This is a genomic window from Bifidobacterium sp. LH_413 (assembly GCF_056357015.1).
In genome coordinates, this window is record NZ_JBKEVK010000001.1 from 117581 (window position 1) to 140088 (window position 22508).

General features: G+C 66.3%; 19 protein-coding genes and 1 tRNA gene. 18 read left to right on the forward strand and 2 right to left on the reverse strand.

Annotation, left to right across the window (positions count from 1 at the left end):
- Nucleotides 1–82: 82 nt before the first annotated feature.
- The gene (gene ettA / locus AC1AYN_RS00395) at nt 83–1762 is read right to left on the reverse strand and encodes an energy-dependent translational throttle protein EttA (RefSeq protein WP_476531398.1); all 1680 of its coding nucleotides are present in this window, start codon (nt 1760–1762) and stop codon (nt 83–85) included.
- A 271-nt stretch (nt 1763–2033) separates the two neighbouring features.
- Between ettA and AC1AYN_RS00400 the strand changes: the two genes are divergently transcribed.
- From AC1AYN_RS00400 to AC1AYN_RS00420, 5 genes are all read left to right on the forward strand, one after another.
- A complete protein-coding gene (locus AC1AYN_RS00400) occupies nt 2034–2882 on the forward strand; it encodes an HAD family hydrolase (protein ID WP_476502534.1) in 849 nt (282 codons plus the stop codon).
- Entirely contained in the window at nt 2879–4168 is a 1290-nt protein-coding gene (locus tag AC1AYN_RS00405) for an MFS transporter (protein ID WP_476531400.1), read from the forward strand. The genes AC1AYN_RS00400 and AC1AYN_RS00405 overlap by 4 nt, the downstream gene beginning before the upstream one ends.
- A gap of 71 nt (nt 4169–4239) precedes the next feature.
- The gene (locus AC1AYN_RS00410; RefSeq protein ID WP_476531402.1) at nt 4240–5757 is read left to right on the forward strand and encodes a DHA2 family efflux MFS transporter permease subunit; all 1518 of its coding nucleotides are present in this window, start codon (nt 4240–4242) and stop codon (nt 5755–5757) included.
- A gap of 118 nt (nt 5758–5875) precedes the next feature.
- Nucleotides 5876–6856 (forward strand): hypothetical protein, encoded by a 981-nt coding sequence (locus tag AC1AYN_RS00415; RefSeq protein WP_476531404.1) that lies wholly within the window; start codon nt 5876–5878, stop codon nt 6854–6856.
- A gap of 170 nt (nt 6857–7026) precedes the next feature.
- Nucleotides 7027–7103, forward strand: a tRNA-Asp gene (locus AC1AYN_RS00420).
- 156 nt (nt 7104–7259) lie between these two features.
- Here the strand turns inward: AC1AYN_RS00420 and AC1AYN_RS00425 are convergent.
- Entirely contained in the window at nt 7260–8210 is a 951-nt protein-coding gene (locus AC1AYN_RS00425) for an ROK family glucokinase (RefSeq protein ID WP_476531406.1), read from the reverse strand.
- A gap of 511 nt (nt 8211–8721) precedes the next feature.
- Between AC1AYN_RS00425 and AC1AYN_RS00430 the strand changes: the two genes are divergently transcribed.
- From AC1AYN_RS00430 to AC1AYN_RS00490, 13 genes are all read left to right on the forward strand, one after another.
- Nucleotides 8722–9732: a sugar kinase gene (locus tag AC1AYN_RS00430; protein WP_476531407.1), complete on the forward strand. Its 1011-nt coding sequence runs from the start codon at nt 8722–8724 to the stop codon at nt 9730–9732.
- A 101-nt stretch (nt 9733–9833) separates the two neighbouring features.
- On the forward strand, nt 9834–10517 hold the full coding sequence (eda, locus tag AC1AYN_RS00435) for a bifunctional 4-hydroxy-2-oxoglutarate aldolase/2-dehydro-3-deoxy-phosphogluconate aldolase (protein WP_476531409.1): 684 nt from the start codon (nt 9834–9836) through the stop codon (nt 10515–10517).
- Nucleotides 10518–10537: 20 nt separating this feature from the next.
- Nucleotides 10538–11377 (forward strand): sugar phosphate isomerase/epimerase family protein, encoded by an 840-nt coding sequence (locus tag AC1AYN_RS00440; RefSeq protein ID WP_476531411.1) that lies wholly within the window; start codon nt 10538–10540, stop codon nt 11375–11377.
- Between the two features lie 157 nt (nt 11378–11534).
- Complete coding sequence (bglB, locus tag AC1AYN_RS00445) at nt 11535–12638, forward strand: beta-galactosidase BglB (RefSeq protein ID WP_476531413.1); 1104 nt, start codon at nt 11535–11537, stop codon at nt 12636–12638.
- Nucleotides 12639–12726: 88 nt separating this feature from the next.
- Entirely contained in the window at nt 12727–13533 is an 807-nt protein-coding gene (locus AC1AYN_RS00450) for a gluconate 5-dehydrogenase (RefSeq protein ID WP_476531415.1), read from the forward strand.
- 15 nt (nt 13534–13548) lie between these two features.
- Nucleotides 13549–14187 carry an RpiB/LacA/LacB family sugar-phosphate isomerase gene (locus tag AC1AYN_RS00455; protein WP_476531417.1) on the forward strand — a complete coding sequence of 213 codons (639 nt, stop codon included), beginning with the start codon at nt 13549–13551 and terminating at the stop codon, nt 14185–14187.
- Between the two features lie 242 nt (nt 14188–14429).
- Nucleotides 14430–15503 (forward strand): LacI family DNA-binding transcriptional regulator, encoded by a 1074-nt coding sequence (locus AC1AYN_RS00460; protein ID WP_476502523.1) that lies wholly within the window; start codon nt 14430–14432, stop codon nt 15501–15503.
- Nucleotides 15504–15861: 358 nt separating this feature from the next.
- Entirely contained in the window at nt 15862–17166 is a 1305-nt protein-coding gene (locus tag AC1AYN_RS00465) for an ABC transporter substrate-binding protein (RefSeq protein WP_476531419.1), read from the forward strand.
- Nucleotides 17167–17359: 193 nt separating this feature from the next.
- Nucleotides 17360–18340, forward strand: a complete 981-nt coding sequence (locus AC1AYN_RS00470; protein WP_476502521.1) for a carbohydrate ABC transporter permease — start codon at nt 17360–17362, stop codon at nt 18338–18340.
- A gap of 6 nt (nt 18341–18346) precedes the next feature.
- Entirely contained in the window at nt 18347–19252 is a 906-nt protein-coding gene (locus AC1AYN_RS00475) for a carbohydrate ABC transporter permease (protein WP_476531421.1), read from the forward strand.
- A gap of 155 nt (nt 19253–19407) precedes the next feature.
- Nucleotides 19408–20151: a DUF624 domain-containing protein gene (locus AC1AYN_RS00480; protein ID WP_476532287.1), complete on the forward strand. Its 744-nt coding sequence runs from the start codon at nt 19408–19410 to the stop codon at nt 20149–20151.
- On the forward strand, nt 20148–21137 hold the full coding sequence (locus AC1AYN_RS00485) for a LacI family DNA-binding transcriptional regulator (RefSeq protein ID WP_476502519.1): 990 nt from the start codon (nt 20148–20150) through the stop codon (nt 21135–21137). Before AC1AYN_RS00480 ends, AC1AYN_RS00485 begins: the two co-directional genes overlap by 4 nt.
- Before the next feature lie 200 nt (nt 21138–21337).
- Nucleotides 21338–22210 (forward strand): rhamnogalacturonan lyase family protein, encoded by an 873-nt coding sequence (locus AC1AYN_RS00490; protein WP_476531423.1) that lies wholly within the window; start codon nt 21338–21340, stop codon nt 22208–22210.
- Nucleotides 22211–22508: the final 298 nt, after the last annotated feature.

The window sequence follows — 22508 nt, forward strand, 5'->3', positions numbered from 1 at the left end:
CGTTACGTTCCAGCTATCTCTCCCCCAGTCTCACTGCGTTCGACAGCCCCCTCGTCAGAGGGGGCCGAATGAGGACTGATGCTCAGACGCGCGTCAGCTTGCGGTGCAGGCGGTGCGGGCGGGCCGCGTCCTCGCCGAGGCGGGCGACGCGGTTCTCCTGGTAGGCCTGGAAGTTGCCTTCGAACCAGTACCACTTGGCCGGGTTCTCGTCATCGCCCTCCCACGCGAGGATGTGCGTGGCGACGCGGTCGAGGAACCAACGGTCGTGGGAGATCACGACGGCGCAGCCCGGGAAGCCGAGCAGCGCGTTCTCGAGCGATTCCAGCGTCTCGACGTCGAGGTCGTTCGTGGGCTCGTCGAGCAGCAGCAGGTTGCCGCCCTGCTTCAGGGTCAGCGCCAGGTTGAGTCGGTTGCGCTCGCCGCCGGAGAGCACGCCGGTCAGCTTCTGCTGGTCGGAGCCCTTGAAGCCGAAGCTCGCCACGTAGGCGCGGGTCGGCACCTCGACGCCCGCCACCTCGATGAAGTCGAGGCCGCCGGAGACCGCCTCCCACAGGTTCTTGTTCGGATCGAGGCCGGCGCGGTTCTGGTCGACGTAGCTGATCTTCACCGTGTCGCCGATCTTGAGCTCGCCGCTGGTCAGCGGCTCGAGGCCGACGATCGTCTTGAACAGCGTGGACTTGCCGACGCCGTTCGGGCCGATCACGCCGACGATGCCGTTGCGCGGCAGCGTGAAGGACAGGTCGTCGATGAGCACGCGGTCGCCGAACGCCTTGTGGATGTGCTTCGCCTCGAGCACCGTGGAGCCCAGGCGCGGGCCGGCCGGGATCTGGATCTCGGAGAAGTCGAGCTTCTTGTTGTTGCGCGCCTCCTGCTCCATCTGGTCGTAACGCTCCAGACGGGCCTTGTTCTTGGCCTGACGGGCCTTCGGCGAGGAGCGCACCCAGTCGAGCTCGTTCTTCAGGCGCTTGGCGAGCTTCGCGTCCTTCGCGCCCTGGATCTCCATACGCTTCGCCTTGGTCTCAAGGTACGTGGAGTAGTTGCCCTTGTACGGGTACAGGTGGCCGCGGTCCACCTCGCAGATCCACTCGGCCACGTTGTCCATGAAGTAACGGTCGTGGGTGACGGCGATGACGGCGCCCTTGTACTGGTGCAGGAACTGCTCCAGCCACAGGATCGACTCGGCGTCGAGGTGGTTGGTGGGCTCGTCGAGCAGCAGCAGGTCGGGGGCTTCGAGCAGAAGCTTGCACAGGGCCACGCGGCGGCGCTCGCCACCGGAGCACACGTTCACCGGGGTGTCCGGGTCGGGGCACTGCAGGGCGTCCATCGCCTGGTCGAGCTGCGAGTCGAGGTCCCAGCCGTTCGCGGCGTCGATCTCGGTCTGGAGCTTGCCCATCTCCTCCATGAGGGCGTCGAAGTCGGCGTCCGGATCGGCCATCTCCTCGCCGATCTTGTTGAAACGGTCGACCTTCTGCGCGATGTCGCCGAACGCCATCTTGATGTTCTCGCCCACGGTCTTCGTGTCGTCCAGCGGCGGCTCCTGCTGCAGGATGCCGACCGTGAAGCCGGGGGTGAGCGTGGCCTCGCCGTTGGACACGGTCTCAAGGCCGGCCATGATCTTGAGCAGCGTGGACTTGCCCATGCCGTTCGGGCCCACCACGCCGATCTTCGCGCCCGGCAGGAAGCTCAGGGTCACGTCGTCGAGGATGACGCGGTCGCCGAACGCCTTGCGCGCCTTGATCATCTGATACACGAATTCTGCCATTGGTTGCAGCTTCTCCTTAAGTAAGGTCGAATTCCAGCCGTTTCCAGTCTGTCTGGCCCGCCCGCATGATATCCGCGTATGATGCGGACGCAGGATGTCCGCATGCTGGTCGGATACGGGCCGAACCACCGCCCACCATGCTATCGGAAGGGCTGGAATGCCGGCGTTTATCATGGCCGCCCTGCGCTACAGTGGTGCGGGTCGAAACACGGACGTCCGCTCGCGGAACGTCCGGGACGAGCGAGAGACGAGAGACGAAGGAGTGGCGCACATGCCGCAGAATCCGCAGAACCTGCCCGATTTCACCGAAGACGCCGGGCTGAAGGACATCAGGGTCGTCGCCAGCGACATGGACTGCACGCTGCTCGCCGACGACGGCACGATGCCGCCGCGCATGGCCGAGCGCATCCTCGCGCTGGACGCCGCCGGACTCACGTTCTGCGCGGCGAGCGGCCGCCCGAACTACACGCTGGCCGAGATGTTCCCCGATCTCGCGGACCACATGGCGTTGATGTCCGACAACGGCGCCGCGATCTACTGCCGCGGCGAACTCGTCTACGAGAGCCTCATCCCCGTCGAGGAGTACCGCCGGCTGATCGACTTCACGCTCGCCGACGGCCGCGGATGCCCCACCGTCTGCGGTCTCGAGGCGTGCTTCATCCGTTCGTGCGACAGGAAGTACGACGACTACTTCCGCACGTTCTACAAGAAGATCGTGTACATGGACGACATCACGACGCTCGACGCCGACGTCAACAAGTACACGGTGTTCTTCCCCGGCAACGACTCCGAGGAGGTGTACCGCGAGACCTACCGCGACGCCTGGTCCGACCGCTACACGGTGACGAACGCCGGCAAGATGTGGATCGACATGATGAATCCCGGCGTCGACAAGGGCACCGGCCTCGCCCGCCTGTGCGAACACCTCGGCGTGCGGCTCGAGGACGCCTGCGCGCTCGGCGACACCTACAACGACATCCAGATGCTCGAAGCCGCCGGCCACGGCTACGTGGTGGCGAACGCCGAGGAGCACATGCGCGCCCACGCCGGCTGGATCGCCCCGAGCAACAACGACCGCGGCGTCGCCACCGTGATCGACGCCGTGCTCGCCGCCCGATGAGCACCGCGAATCCCGCGCCACCGGCAATCCGCCCGACGGACGCCGCGAAGGCGACCCCCGCCCTGCTGGCGGCCCTCATCTTCCTGGTGGCGCTGAACCTGCGTCCCGCGATCGCCGGCGTCGGGCCGGTGTTGACGCGCATCGGCGACGATCTCGGCTGGGGCGAGAGCGTGCTCGGCGTGCTCGGCGCGATGCCGCTGTGGGCGTTCGCCGCCATCAGCCCGCTGGTCCGGTTCGTGGAACGACGTCTCGGCGCGGATGGCACCGTCCTCGCCGCGCTGCTCGTCCTCGCCGCCGGCGACCTCGTCCGGTCGTTCGGCGGTCCCGCCGGCGTGTGGCTGGGCACGTTCGCCGTCGGCGCGGGCATCGCCGCCGGCAACGTGCTCGTGCCGGTCATCGCGAAACGCGACTACGCCCGTCATATCGCCGTCGCCACGGGCGTGTACTCCGGCTGCATCACCGCCGGCTCCGCCATCGCCGGTCTCACCGCCGCGCCGCTCGCCGCCGCGCTCGGCGGCTGGCGGCCGGCGCTCGCCGTCTGGGCCGTGCCGCCGCTCGTCGTCGCCGCATTGTGGTCGATCCGCGTGGCGCGCGGGTCGCGGGGAAGCGGGAACGGCGGCACCGCCGGTTCCGCCGCGACCGTCACCGCCGGTATCGCCGGTATCGCCGGTACCGCCGGTACCGTCACGGACGCCGCCGTCGCCGTCGCCACGGACGCACGTCCGCTGTGGCGACGCCCGATGACGTGGTGGGTGACGCTGTTCATGGGATTGCAGTCGGCAGCGTTCTACACGATGTCGAACTGGCTGCCCTCGCTCGCCGCGGCCGCCGGATTCTCCGAATCGCAGGCCGGCGTCCAACTGTTCGTCTTCCAATCGCTCGGCATCCTCTCCGGCCTCCTGATCCCCGCGCTGATGCACGTGCGCGGCAACCAGGTATGCGCGGCGCTCGTCGCCAGCGTGCCGATGGTCGTCGCCGGATGCGGCTGGCTGCTGGCACCCGCGGCGTCGATGCTGTGGAGCGTGATCGGCGGCATGGGGCAGGGCGCGTCGCTGGTCGTCGCGCTCACGCTGATCGCCCTGCGCGGCCGCACCCCGGCCGACACGGTCGCATTGTCCGGCATGGCGCAGTCACTCGGCTATCTGGTCGCCTCCGTCGGCCCGCTCGCCTTCGGCACGCTGGCCGAACTATCCGGCGCATGGGTCGCGCCGCTCGTCCTGTTCACCGCGCTCGCCGCCGCGCAGTGCGTGGTCGCGGTGCTGGCCGGCAAGGTGCGTTTCGCGTAACATTCGCCCGTACGATGACATTGTTTGATATGCAACAATCATGGTCATGACGGGAACGGAGGCACGGTCGCATGAACGGACACGACACCCAGAACGCACGGGCGGCACGCGCGGGGGAGTCGGTGGAATCCGCGCGAACCGGCCGTGACGGCGGCGGCGCTACGGACGCCGCCAAACGGCCCGTCGCGCCGAAGCTCGTCGTCACCGTCGTCGCGCTCGCCATCCTCACGTTCCTCGGCATCCTGTCCGAAACGTCGCTCAACATCGCCTATTCGACGCTGATGGCCGAGTTCGCGATCGACGCGTCCACCGTGCAATGGCTCACCACCGGTTACCTGCTGCTGTTGTCCGTCGCGATTCCGAGCTCGCCGTTCATGGTGCGCCGGTTCGCCACGAAGACGCTGTTCGTCGTCGCCGTCGCGATCTTCACGCTCGGCACGCTGATCGGCGCGCTCGCCGCGAGCTTCCCGATGCTGCTCGCCGCGCGTCTCGTCATGGCGCTCGGCACCGGCATCTCCCTGCCGCTCATCACCACCATCATCCTGGAGAAGGCGCCGCTCGAACAGCGTGGCGCGATGCTCGGCATCGTGAGCCTCGTCACCTGCGCCGCGCCCGCCATCGGCCCGGTGTTCGGCGGCGTCGTGATGGAATGGCTCGACTGGCATTGGATCTTCTACGCGATGCTGCCGTTCCTCGTGGTCTCCTTCGCGCTCGGCGTCGCCACCGTGCCGGAGATCCGGCATCCGGGCGACGCGGAGCAGGCGCGCATCAGCGTGCCGTCGCTGCTGCTGGTCGCGCTCGGACTCGCGGGCCTGATTGTCGCGGTCAGCTTCTTCGCCGCATGGAACGGCGACTGGCGGTTCTGGGCGACGCTCGCCGGTGCCGTCGCCGTGCTCGCCGTGTTCGCCGCCGCGCAGCTGAGGATGGGCCGTCCGCTCGTCGAGGTGCGCGTGTTCGGCTACCCCGGGTTCACGCTCGGCATGCTCATCCTGCTCATGGCCTCGGGCGGCGTGCTCGGCCTCAACTTCATGCTGCCGATCCTGCTGCAGCGCGGCTTCGGATTCGGCTCGCTCGTCGCCGCGCTGATCCTCCTGCCCGGCGCGGTGGTCGGCGCGATCGCCGCGCCGATGATCGGCGGCGCGCTGAAGGGCCATTTCCCGCCGAAATTCATCCTGTGCGGGTTCCTCGGCGTCACCGTGATGGACGCGGCGATCATCGTCGCCTACCGCAACGTGGTCGCGGTGGCCGTCGCCTACGCGCTGTTCATGGCATGCTCCGGATTCGTGCTCGTGCCCGACCAGACGCACGCGCTCAACCAGCTGCCCGCGCGGCTCAACGCGGACGGTTCCGCCGTGATGAACACGGTCCAGCAGCTCGCCGGCGCGATCGGCACCGCCGTCGCGAGCGCGCTGATCACCGAGTTCTCGGCCGCCGCCGCACGCTCCGGCGCCCCGGCCGCCGCATCGTATCTGCTCGGCTTCGCGTCGAGCATGTGGCCGCTCGCCGGCATGGCCGTGTGCGGGGCCGTGCTCGCCGCGCTCATGTTCCGTTTCTCCACGCGCCGCCCGCCGGAGCTGGTCGAGGCGTGAGTTTCGCGCGTTTCGTGTGGTCTGGTGCGTGGCGTTTCGTGCGTGGCGTTTCGCGCGTTCATCGACTGTTCATGTCGCGTGACGTCGGGCCCGGCGGAGCCGATGCGATGATGAAGGCATGGATGAAGGATTCGGCGGCGATGGCGCGCGGAACGATGGCGGTGCGGTGACGCCCGCCGACCGTGCGGCGCTGCGACGCATCCGTGTCAAGGCGTCAATCTGGTCGGCGGCGTTCCTCGCGCTGCTGGCGTGCGCGGTCGCGGCGGGCGTGGACCGCGCCGGCTCGGGCGTGACCGTGTTCGGCCGCGTCTATCCATGGCTCGCGTTCGGTGCGTTCGTCGCCGGCGTGGGCGCGTTGACGTATGTGGTCGGTTGGCGGCGTGCGGCCGCCCTGATCCGCGACGCGGAGGACGGCGACCGCGTGGCCGCCGCGTACCTGCGTCGCGGCCCGCGGTTGGGGACGGTCGACTTGTGGTGGACGCAGCCGCCGGTGCGCCCGTCGTTGGAACGTCGGCGCGTGCTCGCGATCGGTGTGATCCAGCTTGTCGCGGCCATGCTGTTCCTTGGCGTCGACGTGGCGTTGAGCGTATCGGGCGTGTTCGCGGACGCCGGCATGGACGGTTTTCCGCTCGCCGTCGCGTTGGCGTGCGTGCCGTTGGTCGCCGTCGGCGCGTGGTGCGTGATGTTCCGGTTTCATCCGACCGAGCGGTGCATCCGCACGCTGCGACGCATGCAATGGGTGTTGTTCGCGTACGGATTGGCCGGGTTGGCGGTCGTGGGGTTGCTTTCGCGCGGCGTCGCGGCCTGTGCGGCGTATACGTCGGTGGTCGTGCTCGCGGGGAGTCTGTCGCGCGCGGTGACGCCGATCGCGCGGATGGCGCTGCCGGACCATGTGGTCGTCGCCGACGCGCGCGCCGCCATCGACGAGGACGTCGCGCGCCGCGCCCGCGCCGAAGCGCAGATCCCTTCCGAAGGATGGGGATTGGATATGGTCCGGGCGAAGCGCGAACGCCGCCTGATGCTGTGGTACACGCTGGTGGTCGTCGGATTCCTGGTGATGTTGGGTGTTGCGGTCGCGGTGAAGATGGTGCTGGGGTAGGGGAGCTCCGGAATGTTTTGGACTGTTTGAAACCGCTTGGAATCACTGGGTTTTTCGGTGATGGGCGCGGGGTGCCGCTGAGGAATCGCAAGCGCGACACGCCGAGAGTTGCATGGGTCGCGGATATCGGTAATATATCTACTCGTGCTTGCACAGCGCAAGTGCGAAACGGCCGCGTAGCTCAGTTGGTTAGAGCGCCGCCCTGTCACGGCGGAGGTCGCCGGTTCAAGTCCGGTCGTGGTCGCCAAAGAAAGCCCCGTCATTGCGACGGGGCTTTCGCGTTTCGTGCGTTTTCGCACGTCCAAACTCCCATGGTGCGGTAAATCCGCCATGGTGCGGTGGCGGAAAATGGCCATTTTCCGCCGATATGGAGATTATGTGTTACCGCACCATGGGAATCTGCTTACCGCAGGGCGAGGTTGGCGGCGCCGATGAGGCCGGCGTCCTGGCCGGCGGTGGCGGCGACGATCTTCGCGTGGCTGCGGTAGGCGCTGCCTTCGAGGAAACGCGCGTAGTTGTAACGGGCCGGTTCAAGCAGGATGTCGCCGACGGCCACCACGCCGCCGCCGATCACGAAGATGTCCGGGTCGAGCACGGCGGCGACGGCGGCCATCGTGCGGCCCAGCCATTCGCCGATCTTGCCGAACGCGTACAGACCGAGCTCGTCGCCCTCCTGCGCGGCCTGGGAGACCATCGGGCCCTCCAGCTTCGTGATGTCGCCGCCGCACAGTTCCATCAGGCGCTTGCCGTCCTGCGGACGGCGGCGCACGGCCGACTTGGCGAAGTTCTCGAGCGAGGTACCGGAGGTGTAGCGCTCGGCGCAGCCGCGCAGGCCGCAGCCGCAGTGGTCGCCGTCCGGGACCATCGGCAGGTGGCCGAGCTCGGCGGCCATGCCGAACGAGCCGCGGTACAGGTCGCCGTTGATGACGATCGCGCCGCCGAGGCCGGTGCCGACGGTGAGCGCCACCATGTTGCGGTGCCCCTGGCCGGCACCGTGCACGTATTCGCCCCAGCCGGCGCAGTTCGCGTCGTTCTCGACGACGACCGGCACGGCGTGGTCGATGAGCGCGCCGACATGCTCGGACAGGTTGTAGTCGATCCACGCGGGGATGTTGGCCGCGAAGGTCAGGGTCTTGCGGTCCGCGGCGACGTTGCCGGCCGCGGAGATGCCGATCGCCTGGATATCGGTGTGTCCGGCGGCGACGGCCTCGTGGTAGATCTCGGCGATGTGCTGGTTGATGGCGTCGGCGTCCATTGGTGTGGGCACGCGCCAACGCTGGATGATGCTATCGTTTTCATCGCAAACGGCACCCGCGATCTTGGTTCCTCCGATATCGATGGCCAGCGTGGTCATGTGCTCTCCTTTGACTGGGTACTAACGTTGTAGACACTGGAAATCATAGCGTTTGTGGGTGACGTTACGGGGATGGGAAACGCATGTTCTGTCCGCATGGTGGCATGTTTTGTTGCCTTGTGATGACTGGGAGCGCTCACACAAAATATGTCCGCACAAGAAAAAATCCGCAAACGATTGCATGCGTGAGCCGCTCCATCGGAGAGAGCGGAGAGCGGAGCGGTTTGCAGGATTTGCGGTGGGGATTGCAGGGCGGGTTGCATCGGGGCGCAATCGTCCTTGATCCCTCGGGAGGCGTTGCGATTGCTGGGCTGGGGCGGGTCGCACGCTCGCGACCTGATGGAACCGACGGCGTGCCGGGTGAAACGGATGGCAACTTATTCCGCGGATCGGCCGAGCGCTCATACCCTGAAACCACAACGACGACGAAGGTCCCGGACGAAGCGGTCGGGACCCGCCAACGACGACGACCATAACCATAACGACGACCAATCAGGAAACGAGGTGTGCGATGGAGAACGGCAATGATTTCCGTGTTCCGGGCATACGACCAGGCGGCGTGCTCCTCGCCGGCGAGGCGATGGGACTGTTCACCGCAGGGCAGGAGGGCCCATGCAGCAGCGTCGGCATGTTCCAGGCCTCCGTGGCCGGTGCCGAGCTCAACGTGGCCATCGGCCTCAAGCGGCTCGGCCAGAACCCGCGCTATCTGACCCGCGTGGGCGACGATCCGCTCGGCACCCGCATCCGTCTGCTCATGGAGGCAGAGAAACTCGACACCTCCCTGCTGGGCGTCGATCCCGACCGTCACACCGGCTTCATGATGAAGACGCGCGAACATGCGGGCGACCCGAAGACCTATTACTACCGCAAGGGATCCGCCGCATCCACGCTCAGCGGCGGCGACGTCAACAAGATCGATCCGACAGGACTCTCCGTGGTCCACCTGACCGGCATCCTGCCGCCGCTCTCCCCGTCGACGATGGACGCCGCCGAAGCGCTCGTCGTCTACGCCAGGCGCCACAACCTGTTCCTGTCCTTCGACCCGAACCTGCGCCCCGCATTGTGGATGAGCGAGACCGTGATGAAGTCCACGCTGCGCCGGCTCGCCGCGCAATCCGACCTCGTCCTGCCCGGCATCGGCGAAGGACGCGAACTGTTCGGCGTCGACGACGTCGAATCGATCGGCAAGGCGTTCATCGACAACGGCGCGCGCTGCGTCGTCGTCAAGGACGGCCCGCGCGGCGCCTACGCGACCGACGGCACGGACGGCGTCTACGTGCCCGGCTTCGTCGTCGACCACGTGGTCGACACGGTCGGCGCAGGCGACGGCTTCGCCGCGGGACTCCTCTCCGCCCTGCTCGAAGGCCACACCATCGCCACCGCGATGGAACGCGCCTGCGCGGTCGGCGCGATGCAGACGCAGGTCGTCTCCGACAACGAGGGGCTGCCCACCATCACCGAGCTCGACGAATTCATGATGCTGCACGACCGCGCGCCGCTGCGCGAGACCGTCCTCGCGTGACGGGCGCGCACGCGCCCGCCCGCCGTCCATCATCCACCCATACGAACCGCAATCATCGAAAACCGATCACCATCCCGCATCTTCCAGCAAAGGAGCCAACCATGAGCACCGCGATCCTCGAACCCACCCTCACCACCCTGTCCGACAAGCAGGCCACCATCGGCACGATGGAACGCCTCGGCGTCGTCCCGCTCGTCACCCTGAACGACGCGGACGAGGCCATCCCGCTCGCCCACGCCCTCGCCGACGGCGGCGTGCCGATCGCCGAGGTCACGTTCCGTTCCGAAGCCGCCCTCGCAGGCATGGCCCGCATCCACGACTACGTGCCCGAAGTCATGCTCATCGCCGGCACCGTGCACAGCGTCGAGCAGGCGCGCCAGGCCGTCGCCGCCGGCTGCATCGGCATCGTCACCCCGTCCTTCGACGAGCGCGTCGTCGACTGGTGCCTCGACAGCGACGTGCTCGTCCTGCCCGGCACCGCCGTCCCCTCCGACATCGAGAAGGTGTACGACCGCGGCCTGCGTTATGCGAAGTTCTTCCCGGCCGAGGCGTACGGCGGCGTGAAGACGCTCAAGGCGCTCGCCGGCCCGTTCGCCGAGATGAAGTTCCTGCCCACCGGCGGCGTGAACCTCACGAACGTGGCCGACTACGCGGCATTGAAGAACGTGTTCGCCGTCGGCGGCAGCTTCCCGGTGCCGTCCGCCGCGCAGAAGGTCGGCGACTGGGCGGCCGTCGCGCAGGCGTGCCGCGCCGCGCGCGAGGCCGTCGCCGCCGCCCGCGCCTAGCAGTGAGAGGAGACGATACGATGATCGATTTCGGAGTCCGCGGCCATGACGTGCCGTTCGACGGCACACCCGAGGACCTGGCGCGCGGCATCGCGGCCACAGGCGCGCACAACGTGCAGTTCGCGCTCAACGCGCTCTTCCCGGACCTGAAGTCCGGGGCGAAGGAGATCAATCCGGGCATGGGCACGTACTTCCGCCGCGTGCTCGCCGGGCAGGGCGTGCAGATCGCCGTGCTCAGCTGCTACATCAACATGATTCACCCGGATCCCGCCACGCGCGAGGCGCTGCTCGAGAAGTTCGAGGCGTACCTGCGCCACGCGAAGTACTTCGGCGCGCCGATGGTCGCCAGCGAAACCGGATCCGTGCTCAAGACGCTCGGCGTATACACCGAACGCAACTTCACCGAGGATGTCTACCTCGACACGGTCGGCGTGATCCGCCGGCTCGTCGCGGCGGGCGAGCGGTACTCGACGCTCGTCGGCATCGAACCGGGACGCAACCACCCGATCCACGACCTCGCCACGATCGAACGGCTGATCCGCGACATCGACTCGCCATGGATGGGCATCGTGCTCGACCCGTCCGTGCTCATCGACGGCGAGACGTACGACAGCCAGATCGACGTGATCGAGGAGGCGTTCTCCCGTTTCGGCGACCACATCGTCGCCATGCACCTCAAGGATTTCCGCCCGGTGCCCGGACGGCTGGAACTCGACATGGTGAACATCGGCGAGGGCGTGATGCGCATCGCCGACGCGCTCGCCGTCGTCGAGCGGTACCGGCCGTATCTGCCGGTCATCACCGAGGAGACCAAGGGCGAGGCGATCACGCGCGCCATCACACGGTATCAGGGCGTGTGATGGAAATTATGCAACACGCTGGAAACTGATTTCCATGTTTGCTGGAAATGTTGTACAGTATTCCATGAAAGCGAAAACCTCCAATCTCCATCGCTTTCCCGCCGGACGGTCACCGCAGATCGGTCCCGGCGCAACCATCCACCAGAAACGAGGATCCATGGAACCACCACAGATGCCGGTCACCAGGGAACGGCTGCTGCGATCGATCGACGCCATGACGGACAACCTCGTCTCCATCGCGTCCGACGATGGCGAGGGGCTGTGGAAGGTCGGCGACGTCGTCATCGACGACAAAAGCTGGAACGTATGGAACTGGCCGCAGGGCATCGGACTGTACGGGCTGTACCGCAACTACGAGGTGACCGGCAGCGCCAAGGCGCTCAAGGCCGTCACCGCATGGTTCGACGACCGGCTCGCCGAAGACAGCCCGGACAAGAACGTCAACACGATGTGCCCGCTGCTCACCATGGCCTACCTGTACGAACGCACCGGCGACAGCCGATTCCGCCCCTACCTCGAGCAATGGGCGCGTTGGGCGTACGAGAGCATGCCCCGCACCGACCTGGACGGCATGCAGCACATCACGCTCGGAGAACCCCACCACAATCAGCTGTGGGCCGACACGCTCGTCATGACCGTGCTCCCGCTCGCCAAGATCGGCCGGCTGCTCGGCGTCGCCCGCTACGTCGAAGAGGCGAAATACCAGTTCCAGATCCACATCAAGTACCTGATGGACGGCGCCACCGGACTGTGGTTCCACGGCTGGACCTTCGACGGGCGGCACAACTTCGTCGGCGCCCACTGGGCGCGCGGCAACTGCTGGGCCACCATCGCGATCCCCGAGATCATCGGCATCCTCGGACTCAAGGAAGGCGACGCGCTCTACCGCTGGCTCGTCGCCGTGCTCCGGGCGCAGGTCGACGCGCTCGCCGCGCACCAGAGCGACGGCGGCCTGTGGCACACGCTCATCGACGACGAGACCTCCTACCTCGAATCCTCCGGCACCGCGGGCATCGCCTACGGCATCCTCAAGGCCGTGCACCAGGGACATCTCGACGAGCGATACCTCGACGTCGCGTACCGCGCCGTCGCGGGCCTGCTCGACCGGATCGACGAACACGGATCGGTCGCCGGCGTCTCCGTCGGTACCGGCATGGGAACGGACCTCGACTACTACCGCGGCATCGACATCTCGCCGATGCCCTACGGGCAGTCGCTCACCATCCTCGCGTTCACCGAGATGCTCGTCTCCTACTGCTGACGGGCGTCGACCACCGACCATACAACCAACCACACATCAACCAACCACACCACCCATCGGGAAGAGGGGAACCTCGGAAAGGACCATCATGGGTTACGACATGAGCAAGTTCTCGCTCGAAGGCAAGGTCGCGCTCGTCACCGGCGCCAGCTACGGCATCGGCTTCGCCATCGCCACCGCATTCGCCGCCGCCGGCGCGAAGATCGCCTTCAACGACCGCAACCAGGAGGCCGTCGACCGTGGCCTCGCCTCCTACAAGGAGGCCGGCATCGACGCCCACGGCTACGTCGCCGACGTCACCGACGAACAGGCCGTCGCCGGCCTCGTCGAGAACATCGAGAAGGACCTCGGCACCATCGACATCCTCGTCAACAACGCCGGCATCATCAAGCGCATCCCCATGCTCGAGATGTCCGCCGCCGACTTCCGCCAGGTCATCGACGTCGACCTCAACGGCCCGTTCATCGTCTCCAAAGCCGTCATCCCCGGCATGATCAGGAAGGGCCACGGCAAGATTATCAACATCTGCTCGATGATGAGCGAACTCGGCCGCGAGACCGTCTCCGCCTACGCCGCCGCCAAGGGCGGACTGAAGATGCTCACCCGCAACATCTGCTCCGAATACGGCGAAGCCAACATCCAGTGCAACGCCATCGGCCCCGGCTACATCGCCACCCCGCAGACCGCCCCGCTGCGCGAACGCCAGCCCGACGGCTCCCGCCACCCCTTCGACGCGTTCATCGTCGCCAAGACGCCCGCCGCCCGCTGGGGCACCCCCGAGGATCTCCAGGGCCCCGCCATCTTCCTCGCCTCCGACGCCTCCGACTTCGTCAACGGCCACGTCCTCTACGTCGACGGCGGCATCCTGGCCTACATCGGCAAGCAACCTCAGTGAAAGGAGTCCATGCATATGAAGATCGCACTGATCAACGAGAATTCGCAGGCGGCCAAGAACGGCGTCATCGAACAGGCGCTCGCGAAGGTCGCCGCCACGCACGGGCACGAGGTGTTCAACTACGGCATGTACGCGGCCGACGACGCCGCGCAGCTCACCTACGTGCAGAACGGCATCCTCGCCGCCGCCCTCCTCAACACGAAGGCCGCCGACTACGTCGTCACCGGCTGCGGCACCGGCGAAGGCGCGATGCTCGCCCTCAACAGCTTCCCCGGCGTGATCTGCGGACACGTCGAGGACCCGCTCGACGCGTACACGTTCTCCCAGATCAACGACGGCAACGCCATCGCCATCCCGTTCGCGCTCAAGAACGGCTGGGGACAGGAGCTCAACCTCGAATACATCTTCGAGAAGCTGTGGATCGAGGAGCCGGGGACCGGCTACCCGAAGGAGCGCGTCGTGCCCGAACAGCGCAACAAGAGGATCCTCGACGGCGTGCGCGCCGCCGCCTACCGCCCGCTCGTCGACATCTACAGGGACCTCGACCCGGAGCTCGTCAAGGGCGCGTTCGCGGGGGAGCGGTTCAAGGAGTACTTCACCGCCAACGCCGAAGACGGCGACGTGAAGGACTACGTGCTCTCGCTCATCGGCTGAGCCGGGCGGCCCCCCTCAGTCGGCTTCGCCGACAGCTCCCCCTGAAAGGGGGCGCAAAGAATAGCTCGTTATCCCTTTGCACCCCCTTCAAGGGGAGCTGGCCGGCCAAGGGCCGGACTGAGGGGGGGGCGGGTTAGGCGATGCGGCCGTCTCATGTTGCGCAAAACGATGCAATTCTTTTGGCAAACAACGTGTAGCATGGAAACCACGACGAAGTGTTTCCATGCAGGAGGTCAATCATCATGGCGGAAGCGACCATCACCGATGTGGCGAAGGCCGCTGGCGTCGCGGCATCGACGGTGTCCCGCGCGCTGAACGGCGGCAATGTCAAGGCGGAGACGCGTGAGCGCATCATGCGGATCGCACGCCAGATGGGCTACCGCGGCACGTCGGCGGCGTCCGTCGCGCCCGCGCGCGAACCCGCCGACGGCGGCGCGCGCGGCAACCTCGGCGTCATCGTCTCCGGCATCGGCAACTTCTACTTCACCGACATCTTCAAGGGGCTGTTCTCCGTCGCGCAGAACGCGAAATACCGCCTGTTCGTCGCCGACCTGGACGCCTCCGGCGACCGCGTCGACACGCTGCAGAGCGTGATCGGCGCCTCCGAAGGCCAGATCCTCGTCTCCCCGCGGCTGAGCGACGCCGAACTGAAACGCTACTGCGATCCGACCACCACCGTGTTCACCAACCGTCAGGTCGAGGGCTTCTCCACCGTCGGCATCGACGACGCGTCCGGCATCCTCCAGGCCGTGCGCCACCTCGCCTCCCTCGGGCACAGACACATCGCCTACATCTCCGGCACGGGCAGCTCCTACGCCAACCAGGTGCGCTGCCGGACCTGCATCGACGCCGCCAAGTCCTACGGGATGGACTGCATCGTCATCGGACCGTTCGAACCGACCTACGCTGGCGGCGTCAACGCGGGCGACGCCCTACTGCTCGAACCCGGCGTCACCGGCGTCGTCGCGTTCAACGATCTCGTCGCCACCGGGCTCATCGGACGCCTTGCCGAGCGTGGCGTCGACATCCCCGGCGAGGTGAGCGTGATCGGCGTCGACGATTCCGTGCTCTCGCGCGTCGTGCGCCCGCAGCTCACGACGATCGACGTGCGCCAGGAACGCATGGGCGCGCTCGCCATGCAGATGCTCATCAACAAGATCGAATCCGCCGCGTTCCCCGAGGATGCGGCAGCGGCCGGGGAGCCGCAGGTGGAACTCGTGCCCGAGATTCTCGTCACGAGGGAGTCCACCGGCGTCGCGCCCAAGTCCGCGGAGGACGATGAGGAGGACGATACGGAGGTCTATGCGGCGGAGTGAACCCCCTCAGTCGCGCTTCGCACGACGGCTTCCCCTGAAGGGGAGCGGAGGGCTTGTTTCCCCCACGTCCCCTTCAGGGGAAGCAAGGGAACTGGCCGGCCGCGGCCGGACCGAGGGGGACCGCCCACAACGCCCGAAAGGCCCCGTTCCTTATGGAACGGGGGCTTTCCTATGTTCCGGCAACCGTTATGGAAACTATTTGCGGAAACAAGTGGAAACTGTTGCGTGTCTTTGGAAATATTTGCTATAGTGATTCATGTCACGGAAGACATCGGTGATGATGGTTTCCAATCACATACATACTCGGGCCGGTGGTCGAGGACGATCAACCTACGGCACATCAAGAAAGGTTGCAGTAATGAAGTTCGGCAAGACAATCATCGCAGCGGTCGCGGCCGGCGCGGCGATGCTCTCCATGGCTGCGTGCGGCAGCGGTTCCAACTCCTCCGATGGCAAGGACGCCAACACCCTGACGGTCGCATGGTGGGGCAACCAGCAGCGCAACGAGCGTCAGGCCAAGGTCAACAAGCTGTTCGAGCAGGCCAACAAGGGCGTCACCGTCAACGGACAGTTCTCCGAATGGGACGACTACTGGAAGAAGCTGTCCACCAATGCGGCCGGCAAGCAGATGCCCGACGTGATCGCCATGGACTACTCCTACCTCCAGCAGTACGTCGACAACGGCCTGCTGCTCGACCTCGACGACTACCTCGGCACGACCATCAAGACCGACGACATCGACAAGAACGTGCTCGAGGCCGGCAAGATCGACGGCAAGACCTACGCGCTGAGTCTCGGCAACACCGCCCCGGCGCTCATCTACAACAAGACGCTGCTCGACAAGGCCGGCATCGAGGTCCCGGACAACATGACCATCGACGACTTCATCGACATCTCCAAGCAGGTGTACGAGAAGACCGGCGTCAAGACCAACTACCGCTACTACGAGGCCTCCGAGCTGCTCGAGTACCAGCTGCGCGGCGAGGGCAAGACCCTGTTCGCCGACGGCAAGCTCGGCGTCGGCGCCAAGGACGTGCAGAAGTACCTCGACGTCTACCAGACCGGCATCGAGGACGGCTGGCACATCTCCCCGGAGATCTTCGCGCAGATCAAGGCCGGCTCCGTCGAGCAGGACCCGCTGGTCTACGGCTCCGACCCCGCCGCCCGCTCCTGGTGCTCCTTCAAGTTCACCTCCCACTTCACCTCGATGCAGTCCGTGCTCACCGACGGCACCCAGCTGGCCATGGCCACCTGGCCCGCCAAGAACGTGAAGAAGGCCGACTACGTCAAGCCCGCCATGTTCTTCGCGATCTCCAAGACCGCCAAGAACCCGGAGCTGGCCGCCAAGTACATCGACTTCTACACGAACAACGAGAAGGCCGTGAAGGCCATGTCCACCGACCGCGGCCTGCCGATCAACTCCAAGATGATGGACGCCCTCGAGCCGAGCCTCGCCGACACCGACAAGCAGTCCGTCGCGTTCCTCAACGAGAAGGTCATCCCGAACAGCTCGAAGATCAACCCGCCGGCCCCGAAGGAGGCCACCGAGTTCAACTCCACGATGCTGCCGACCGCCGAGGAGAACGTCCTGTACAAGAAGAACACCGCCGCCGAAGCCGCCAAGACGCTGGTCGACGAGGCCAACGACGCCCTGGCGAAGTAAGGAGGCCCCATCGACACCAGACCATGACGCCGCCGGTCCTTCCACTCAACCGACAATCGACGACCGGCGGTGACGGAATCTCCTTTCCTTCCAACTACTCCTCCTCCTTCAGACGAAAGCCGGGCATGGCTTGACGCGCAAGCGACGTCCGGCTTTCGTCGTCCCCACACTTCATATCCCGAAAGGCATGGCAATGTCCCAAGCAACCGCAGCGGCGCCCGTCTCGGCACGCAACGCGAACAAGGCAAGGAAGACCGCCGGGGTGACGTTCCACAAGGAAGGCGCGCTACGCCGGTTCCTCAACAAGGAGAGCGTCGCCGGATACGTCTGCGCCTCACCGTTCATCTTCGGCTTCCTGATGTTCATGATCGTCCCGATGGTGCTGTCGCTCTACTACTCGTTCACCGACTACAGCATCATCGGCGAGGCCTCCTGGATCGGCTTCGACAACTACATCGAGATGTTCACCCAGGACGACCTGTTCTGGAAGTCCCTCGGCGTGACCTTCCTGTTCGCCCTCATCTCCGTGCCGCTCAAGCTGATCTTCGCCCTGTTCGTGGCCATGCTGCTGCTCAGGAACTCCAAGGCCTCCGGCTTCTACCGCGCCGCCTACTACCTGCCGTCCATCCTCGGCGGCTCCGTCGCCATCGCCGTCCTGTGGAAGCAGATGTTCGCCTCCGACGGCACCATCAACCAGGTGCTCGGCCTGTTCGGCGTCAAGTCCGACTTCGCGTGGCTCGGCAACACGAAGACCGCCATCTGGACGCTCATCATCCTGGCCGTCTGGCAGTTCGGCTCCTCGATGCTGATCTTCCTCGCCTCCCTCAAGCAGATCCCCGCCGAACTCTACGAGGCCGCCAGCGTCGACGGCGCCTCCAAGTGGACGCAGTTCTGGAAGATCACCCTGCCCCTGCTCACCCCGACCATCTTCTTCAACCTGGTCATGCAGATGATCAACGGCTTCCTGGCCTTCACCCAGTGCTACATCATCACGCAGGGCAAGCCGATGAACTCCACCCTGTTCTACATGGTCCACATGTACGACGAATCCTTCACCAACTACCACGCGGGATACGGCGCCGCGATGGCCTGGGTCATGCTGATCCTGGTCGGCGCATTCACCCTGTTCCTGTTCGCCACCAAGCGTTTCTGGGTCTACGACGAGGAGGCCTGATCCATCATGACCACAGCGATTCCCACCACCCCGGGCCGCAAGTCCGCCGCGGTCCCCGTCCACAAGGCACCGCGCGTCAAGCCGGGCCGCATCGTCTACCACGTGCTCGTCTTCGCGTTCGCGCTGCTCATGCTCTACCCGATCGCATGGATGGTGTTCAGCTCCTTCAAGCCCACGAAGACCGTGTTCACCACCGCCGGCCAGCTGTTCCCGACCACGTGGACGCTCGACAACTACGTCAACGGCTTCCGCGGATTCGAGCCCGGCATCCCGTTCTTCCGCTACATCGGCAACTCGCTGTTCATCGCCGTGACCGCCACGATCGGCACCGTGTTCTCCTCCGCGATCGTCGCCTACGCGCTGAGCCGCCTCAAGTTCAAGGGAAACAAGACGCTGTTCGTCGCGATGATGATCTCGATGATGCTGCCCGCCCAGGTGCTCATGGTCCCGCAGTACCTGTGGTACCAGAAGCTCCATTGGACGAATTCCTACCTGCCGCTCATCGTGCCCTACTGCTTCGCCATCCAGGGATTCTTCATCTACCTGATGATGAACTTCATCGACGGCATCCCGAAGAGCCTCGATGAGGCCGCGAAGATCGACGGCTGCTCCTTCTACGGCATCTTCGCCCGCGTGATTTTCCCGCTGCTCACCCCGGCGCTCGTCACCGGCTGCATCTTCTCCTTCATGTGGCGCTGGGACGACTTCCTCGGAGCCCTGCTGTACGTGTCCGACACCGAGAAGTACCCGGTGGCCCTCGCGCTCAAGCTCTTCTCCGACCCCGGCTCCTCCTCCGACTACGGCGCCCTGTTCGCCATGGCGTCCGTCTCCATCCTTCCCTCGGTGCTCATCTTCCTCTTCTTCCAGAAGTATCTGGTCGAAGGCGTGAGCACCTCGGGACTCAAGGGCTGAGCGCTTCCTCCTCCTTCGGCTCCAGCCCGCATCGCCGCCGCGCACCCGCCGCCATGGACTTGCTACCTCCTTCCTTCCCCATGGCGGCGGAGGCCGGCACTTCGCGTATCCACCACCATCCACACCATCCACCACCAGAAAGCCGGTTGACCACCATGAGCCTGTTCTCGCTGTTCTACAACGGTCGGAGCCATGAATCCGAGCGCGAGGCCAACCCGCAGGGCATCCACCTGTTCTTCGCCGTCATCAAGTGGCATTGGGGCCGCCTGATCGGTCTCAACGTCATGTTCATCCTCTCCTGCGTGCCGATCGTCACCATCCCCTGCGCGATGACCGCGATGAGCGACGTCCTCGGGCGCATGGTCCAGCGTCGCGTCTGCTATCCGTTCCACGACTACTGGCGCGGGTTCGCATGCGAATGGAAACGTTCCACGGCGTGCGGCGCGGTCGTGTTCGGCGTGCTCGCCGCCGCGCTGTTCGGCATGCTCTTCTACCCGCGTTCCGGCATGCCCGGCGGCTTCGCGCTCGCCGGCCTGTGCCTCGTCGCCGCGCTCGTCGACGTCATGGTGATGATGATCGTCTTCCCGCTCGTCGCGTTCACCGACCTGCCCGTCTCCGCCGTGCTGAGGAACGCGGTCCTGCTCACCCAGATGCGGTTCGGCCAGATGGCCGGCACGCTCGCCGCGCTCGCCGGCCTCGTGGCCGTCACCTACCTCGGCATGCCGTTCACCGTGCTCGTCCCGCCGCTGTTCGGGTGTTCACTCGCCGGCCTGATCGGCGTGTTCGTCGCGTGGGAGGGGATACGACGCTACGTGATCGTCGACATGGCCGATCACGTCACGGCGGGACGCGACGTCGCGTCCGCCGCCGTGACGGACGGCAGGGAGGTCTCGCGATGAGCGACAAGGTCACGATATACGACGTCGCGAAGGTCGCCGGCGTCTCGCCGTCCACCGTCTCGCGCACGTTCGCCGCGCCCGGCCGCGTGAGCGCCGAGACGGCGAGGAAGGTCCAGGACGCCGCCGACGCGATCGGCTACCATTCCGATCCGATCGCGTCCGGCCGTCGCCGCGTCAACGGCAAGGGACTGGTCGCGGTGATCGTGCCCGACCTCGCCAACCCGTTCTTCGCCGCGATCTGCCGCAGCGTGCAGGACGAATGCTCGTCGCGCGGATTCGGCATGGTCGTCAGCGAATCGCGCGAGGTCGTCGCCCGCGAACGCATCATCTTCGACGAGGTGCTGCCGTACGTGCGCGGCGTGCTGCTCGTCTCGCCGCGCATGCCCGACGTGATGATCCGCAAATGCGCGCAATTGTGCCCGACCGTCGTCGTCAACCGCAACGTGCGCGGCGTGCCCAACGTGGTCATCGACATCGCCGACGCGGTCAAGCAGGCGGTACGGTACTTCGCGCTCATGGGCTACCATCGGCTCACCTACATCGACGGGCCGTCGACCTCGTGGGTGGGCGGCGTCAAATGGCGCACGATCTCCGACGAATGCAACGCGCGCAACATCTCGCTCAAACGCTCCCATCCGTGCGCGCCCACCGTGGACGGCGGCAACGTGTTCGTCGACGAATACCTGCTCAATCCCACCGGCGCGGTCATCGCCTACAACGACCTGATGGCGCTCGGCTTCGTCGCTGGTATGCGCAAACGCGGCTACGACTGCCCGGAGCGGTTCTCGGTGATCGGCTTCGACAACGACAAGCTCGCCGCGCTGTCCAATCCGTCGCTCACCACGATCCACATGCCGGCCGCGGCGCTCGGATCGGATGCGGCGGCCGCGCTGCTGAGCCGCATCTGCGGCGGCGACGTGCCGGGGACCGCCGTCACCGTCCCCGCCCGTCTCGTCATGCGCCACAGCGTAGGCAAAGCGGCGTGAATGGCTCGGACGTCCACCCCCTCAGTCGCGCTTCGCGCGCCAGCTCCCCCTCAAGGGGGAGCAAGGAAACGGGGACGCGCTCTTGCTTCCCCTCAGTGGGGAGCAAGAAGCGGACGACATGCTCTTGCTCCCCCTTTCAGGGGGAGCTGGCCGGCCGTAGGCCGGACTGAGGGGCACAACGGAACGATGACGGAAAAGGAGTGGTCGATGAGGACTCACGAGGTCGCCGCGCGGATGCGGCGGATGGGTGCCGCACTGTGCGCGGCGGCGATGACGGCGACGCGCGGCAGGCCATCTCCGTGATCGACGGCGAGACCGGCGCGATGAGGGCCGTCGCACCCGTACCGGAGACGTATCTCGCCGACGGACCCATGTATGCCCGCTTCGGCGTCGGCCATCTCGACGGGCGCACGCCCAGCCTCATCGCCGCGTTGAAGAACCGGCAGGACGGCGCGAACGGCAAGCCCAACGCCGGCGACTGGGACGGCGTCACCGAGGACGTGGGGCGCGGCATGGTCGGCGACATCGACCCCGACGCGCCCGGCGCGGAGGTCTGGTCGAGCAGCACCGGACTCAAGAACGCGGCCACCGGCGAGACCATCGCGCCACGGCAGGACGGCGTCAACGGCGCGATCTGGCCCGACATGGGCGTGCTGTGGGACGGCGACCTCGGTCGCGAACTGCTCAACTCGATGACCTTCAACGAGTGGGACCCGGCCACGCGCAGGCTCAGGCGCATCACGACGGCCTCCGGTACCGGGCTCAACGCGAAATCGTTCGGGGCCCTCGCCTCGCGCGGCGGGTACGAGTCCTCCGGCACGCGCACGTTCCGGCCGCTGTTCTACGGCGACCTGTTCGGCGACTGGCGCGAGGAAGTCGTCTACACGAACGCCGCGTTCGACGAGCTGACGATATTCACCACCGATCAGCCGACCGATTACCGGGTGACGACGCTCGCGCAGAACCCCGCCTACCGCGATGACATGACGGTGAAGGGCTACATGCAGGACCACGAGCTCGACTACTACCTCGGATTCGGCATCGCGCTGGCGGTCAGCCGCAGACGGCGGTAGCGTATTGCCTCCCTCTGACGAGGGAGGTGGCCGCCGGAGGCGGTCGGAGGGAGAGACAGCGGCCGCAGGCCGCAGGAAACGGCATCGGCAGAAGGCCGATTCGATATTCCCGCGGCCTGCGGCCGCTCTTCTATTGGCTCGCCTGTCGGCGAGCACATCGCCTACAAACGCCTCTGGCGTTTGCTTTACGGCGATGTCCCATCAGAGGGAGGCGATGTGCCATCAGAGGGGGCCGAGTCGGAGAGCAACAATCGGGGGTGGTTGCCAAATGGAAGGCGATCGGCCGTGATTTTTTTGT

What these genes read in the sequence shown, in the direction of transcription:
- ettA (WP_476531398.1), bottom strand. Translation starts at nt 1,762, where the DNA reads ATGGCAGAATTCGTGTATCAGATGATCAAGGCGCGCAAGGCGTTCGGC.
- AC1AYN_RS00400 (WP_476502534.1), top strand. Translation starts at nt 2,034, where the DNA reads ATGCCGCAGAATCCGCAGAACCTGCCCGATTTCACCGAAGACGCCGGG.
- AC1AYN_RS00405 (WP_476531400.1), top strand. Translation starts at nt 2,879, where the DNA reads ATGAGCACCGCGAATCCCGCGCCACCGGCAATCCGCCCGACGGACGCC.
- AC1AYN_RS00410 (WP_476531402.1), top strand. Translation starts at nt 4,240, where the DNA reads ATGAACGGACACGACACCCAGAACGCACGGGCGGCACGCGCGGGGGAG.
- AC1AYN_RS00415 (WP_476531404.1), top strand. Translation starts at nt 5,876, where the DNA reads ATGGATGAAGGATTCGGCGGCGATGGCGCGCGGAACGATGGCGGTGCG.
- AC1AYN_RS00425 (WP_476531406.1), bottom strand. Translation starts at nt 8,210, where the DNA reads ATGACCACGCTGGCCATCGATATCGGAGGAACCAAGATCGCGGGTGCC.
- AC1AYN_RS00430 (WP_476531407.1), top strand. Translation starts at nt 8,722, where the DNA reads ATGGAGAACGGCAATGATTTCCGTGTTCCGGGCATACGACCAGGCGGC.
- eda (WP_476531409.1), top strand. Translation starts at nt 9,834, where the DNA reads ATGAGCACCGCGATCCTCGAACCCACCCTCACCACCCTGTCCGACAAG.
- AC1AYN_RS00440 (WP_476531411.1), top strand. Translation starts at nt 10,538, where the DNA reads ATGATCGATTTCGGAGTCCGCGGCCATGACGTGCCGTTCGACGGCACA.
- bglB (WP_476531413.1), top strand. Translation starts at nt 11,535, where the DNA reads ATGGAACCACCACAGATGCCGGTCACCAGGGAACGGCTGCTGCGATCG.
- AC1AYN_RS00450 (WP_476531415.1), top strand. Translation starts at nt 12,727, where the DNA reads ATGGGTTACGACATGAGCAAGTTCTCGCTCGAAGGCAAGGTCGCGCTC.
- AC1AYN_RS00455 (WP_476531417.1), top strand. Translation starts at nt 13,549, where the DNA reads ATGAAGATCGCACTGATCAACGAGAATTCGCAGGCGGCCAAGAACGGC.
- AC1AYN_RS00460 (WP_476502523.1), top strand. Translation starts at nt 14,430, where the DNA reads ATGGCGGAAGCGACCATCACCGATGTGGCGAAGGCCGCTGGCGTCGCG.
- AC1AYN_RS00465 (WP_476531419.1), top strand. Translation starts at nt 15,862, where the DNA reads ATGAAGTTCGGCAAGACAATCATCGCAGCGGTCGCGGCCGGCGCGGCG.
- AC1AYN_RS00470 (WP_476502521.1), top strand. Translation starts at nt 17,360, where the DNA reads ATGTCCCAAGCAACCGCAGCGGCGCCCGTCTCGGCACGCAACGCGAAC.
- AC1AYN_RS00475 (WP_476531421.1), top strand. Translation starts at nt 18,347, where the DNA reads ATGACCACAGCGATTCCCACCACCCCGGGCCGCAAGTCCGCCGCGGTC.
- AC1AYN_RS00480 (WP_476532287.1), top strand. Translation starts at nt 19,408, where the DNA reads ATGAGCCTGTTCTCGCTGTTCTACAACGGTCGGAGCCATGAATCCGAG.
- AC1AYN_RS00485 (WP_476502519.1), top strand. Translation starts at nt 20,148, where the DNA reads ATGAGCGACAAGGTCACGATATACGACGTCGCGAAGGTCGCCGGCGTC.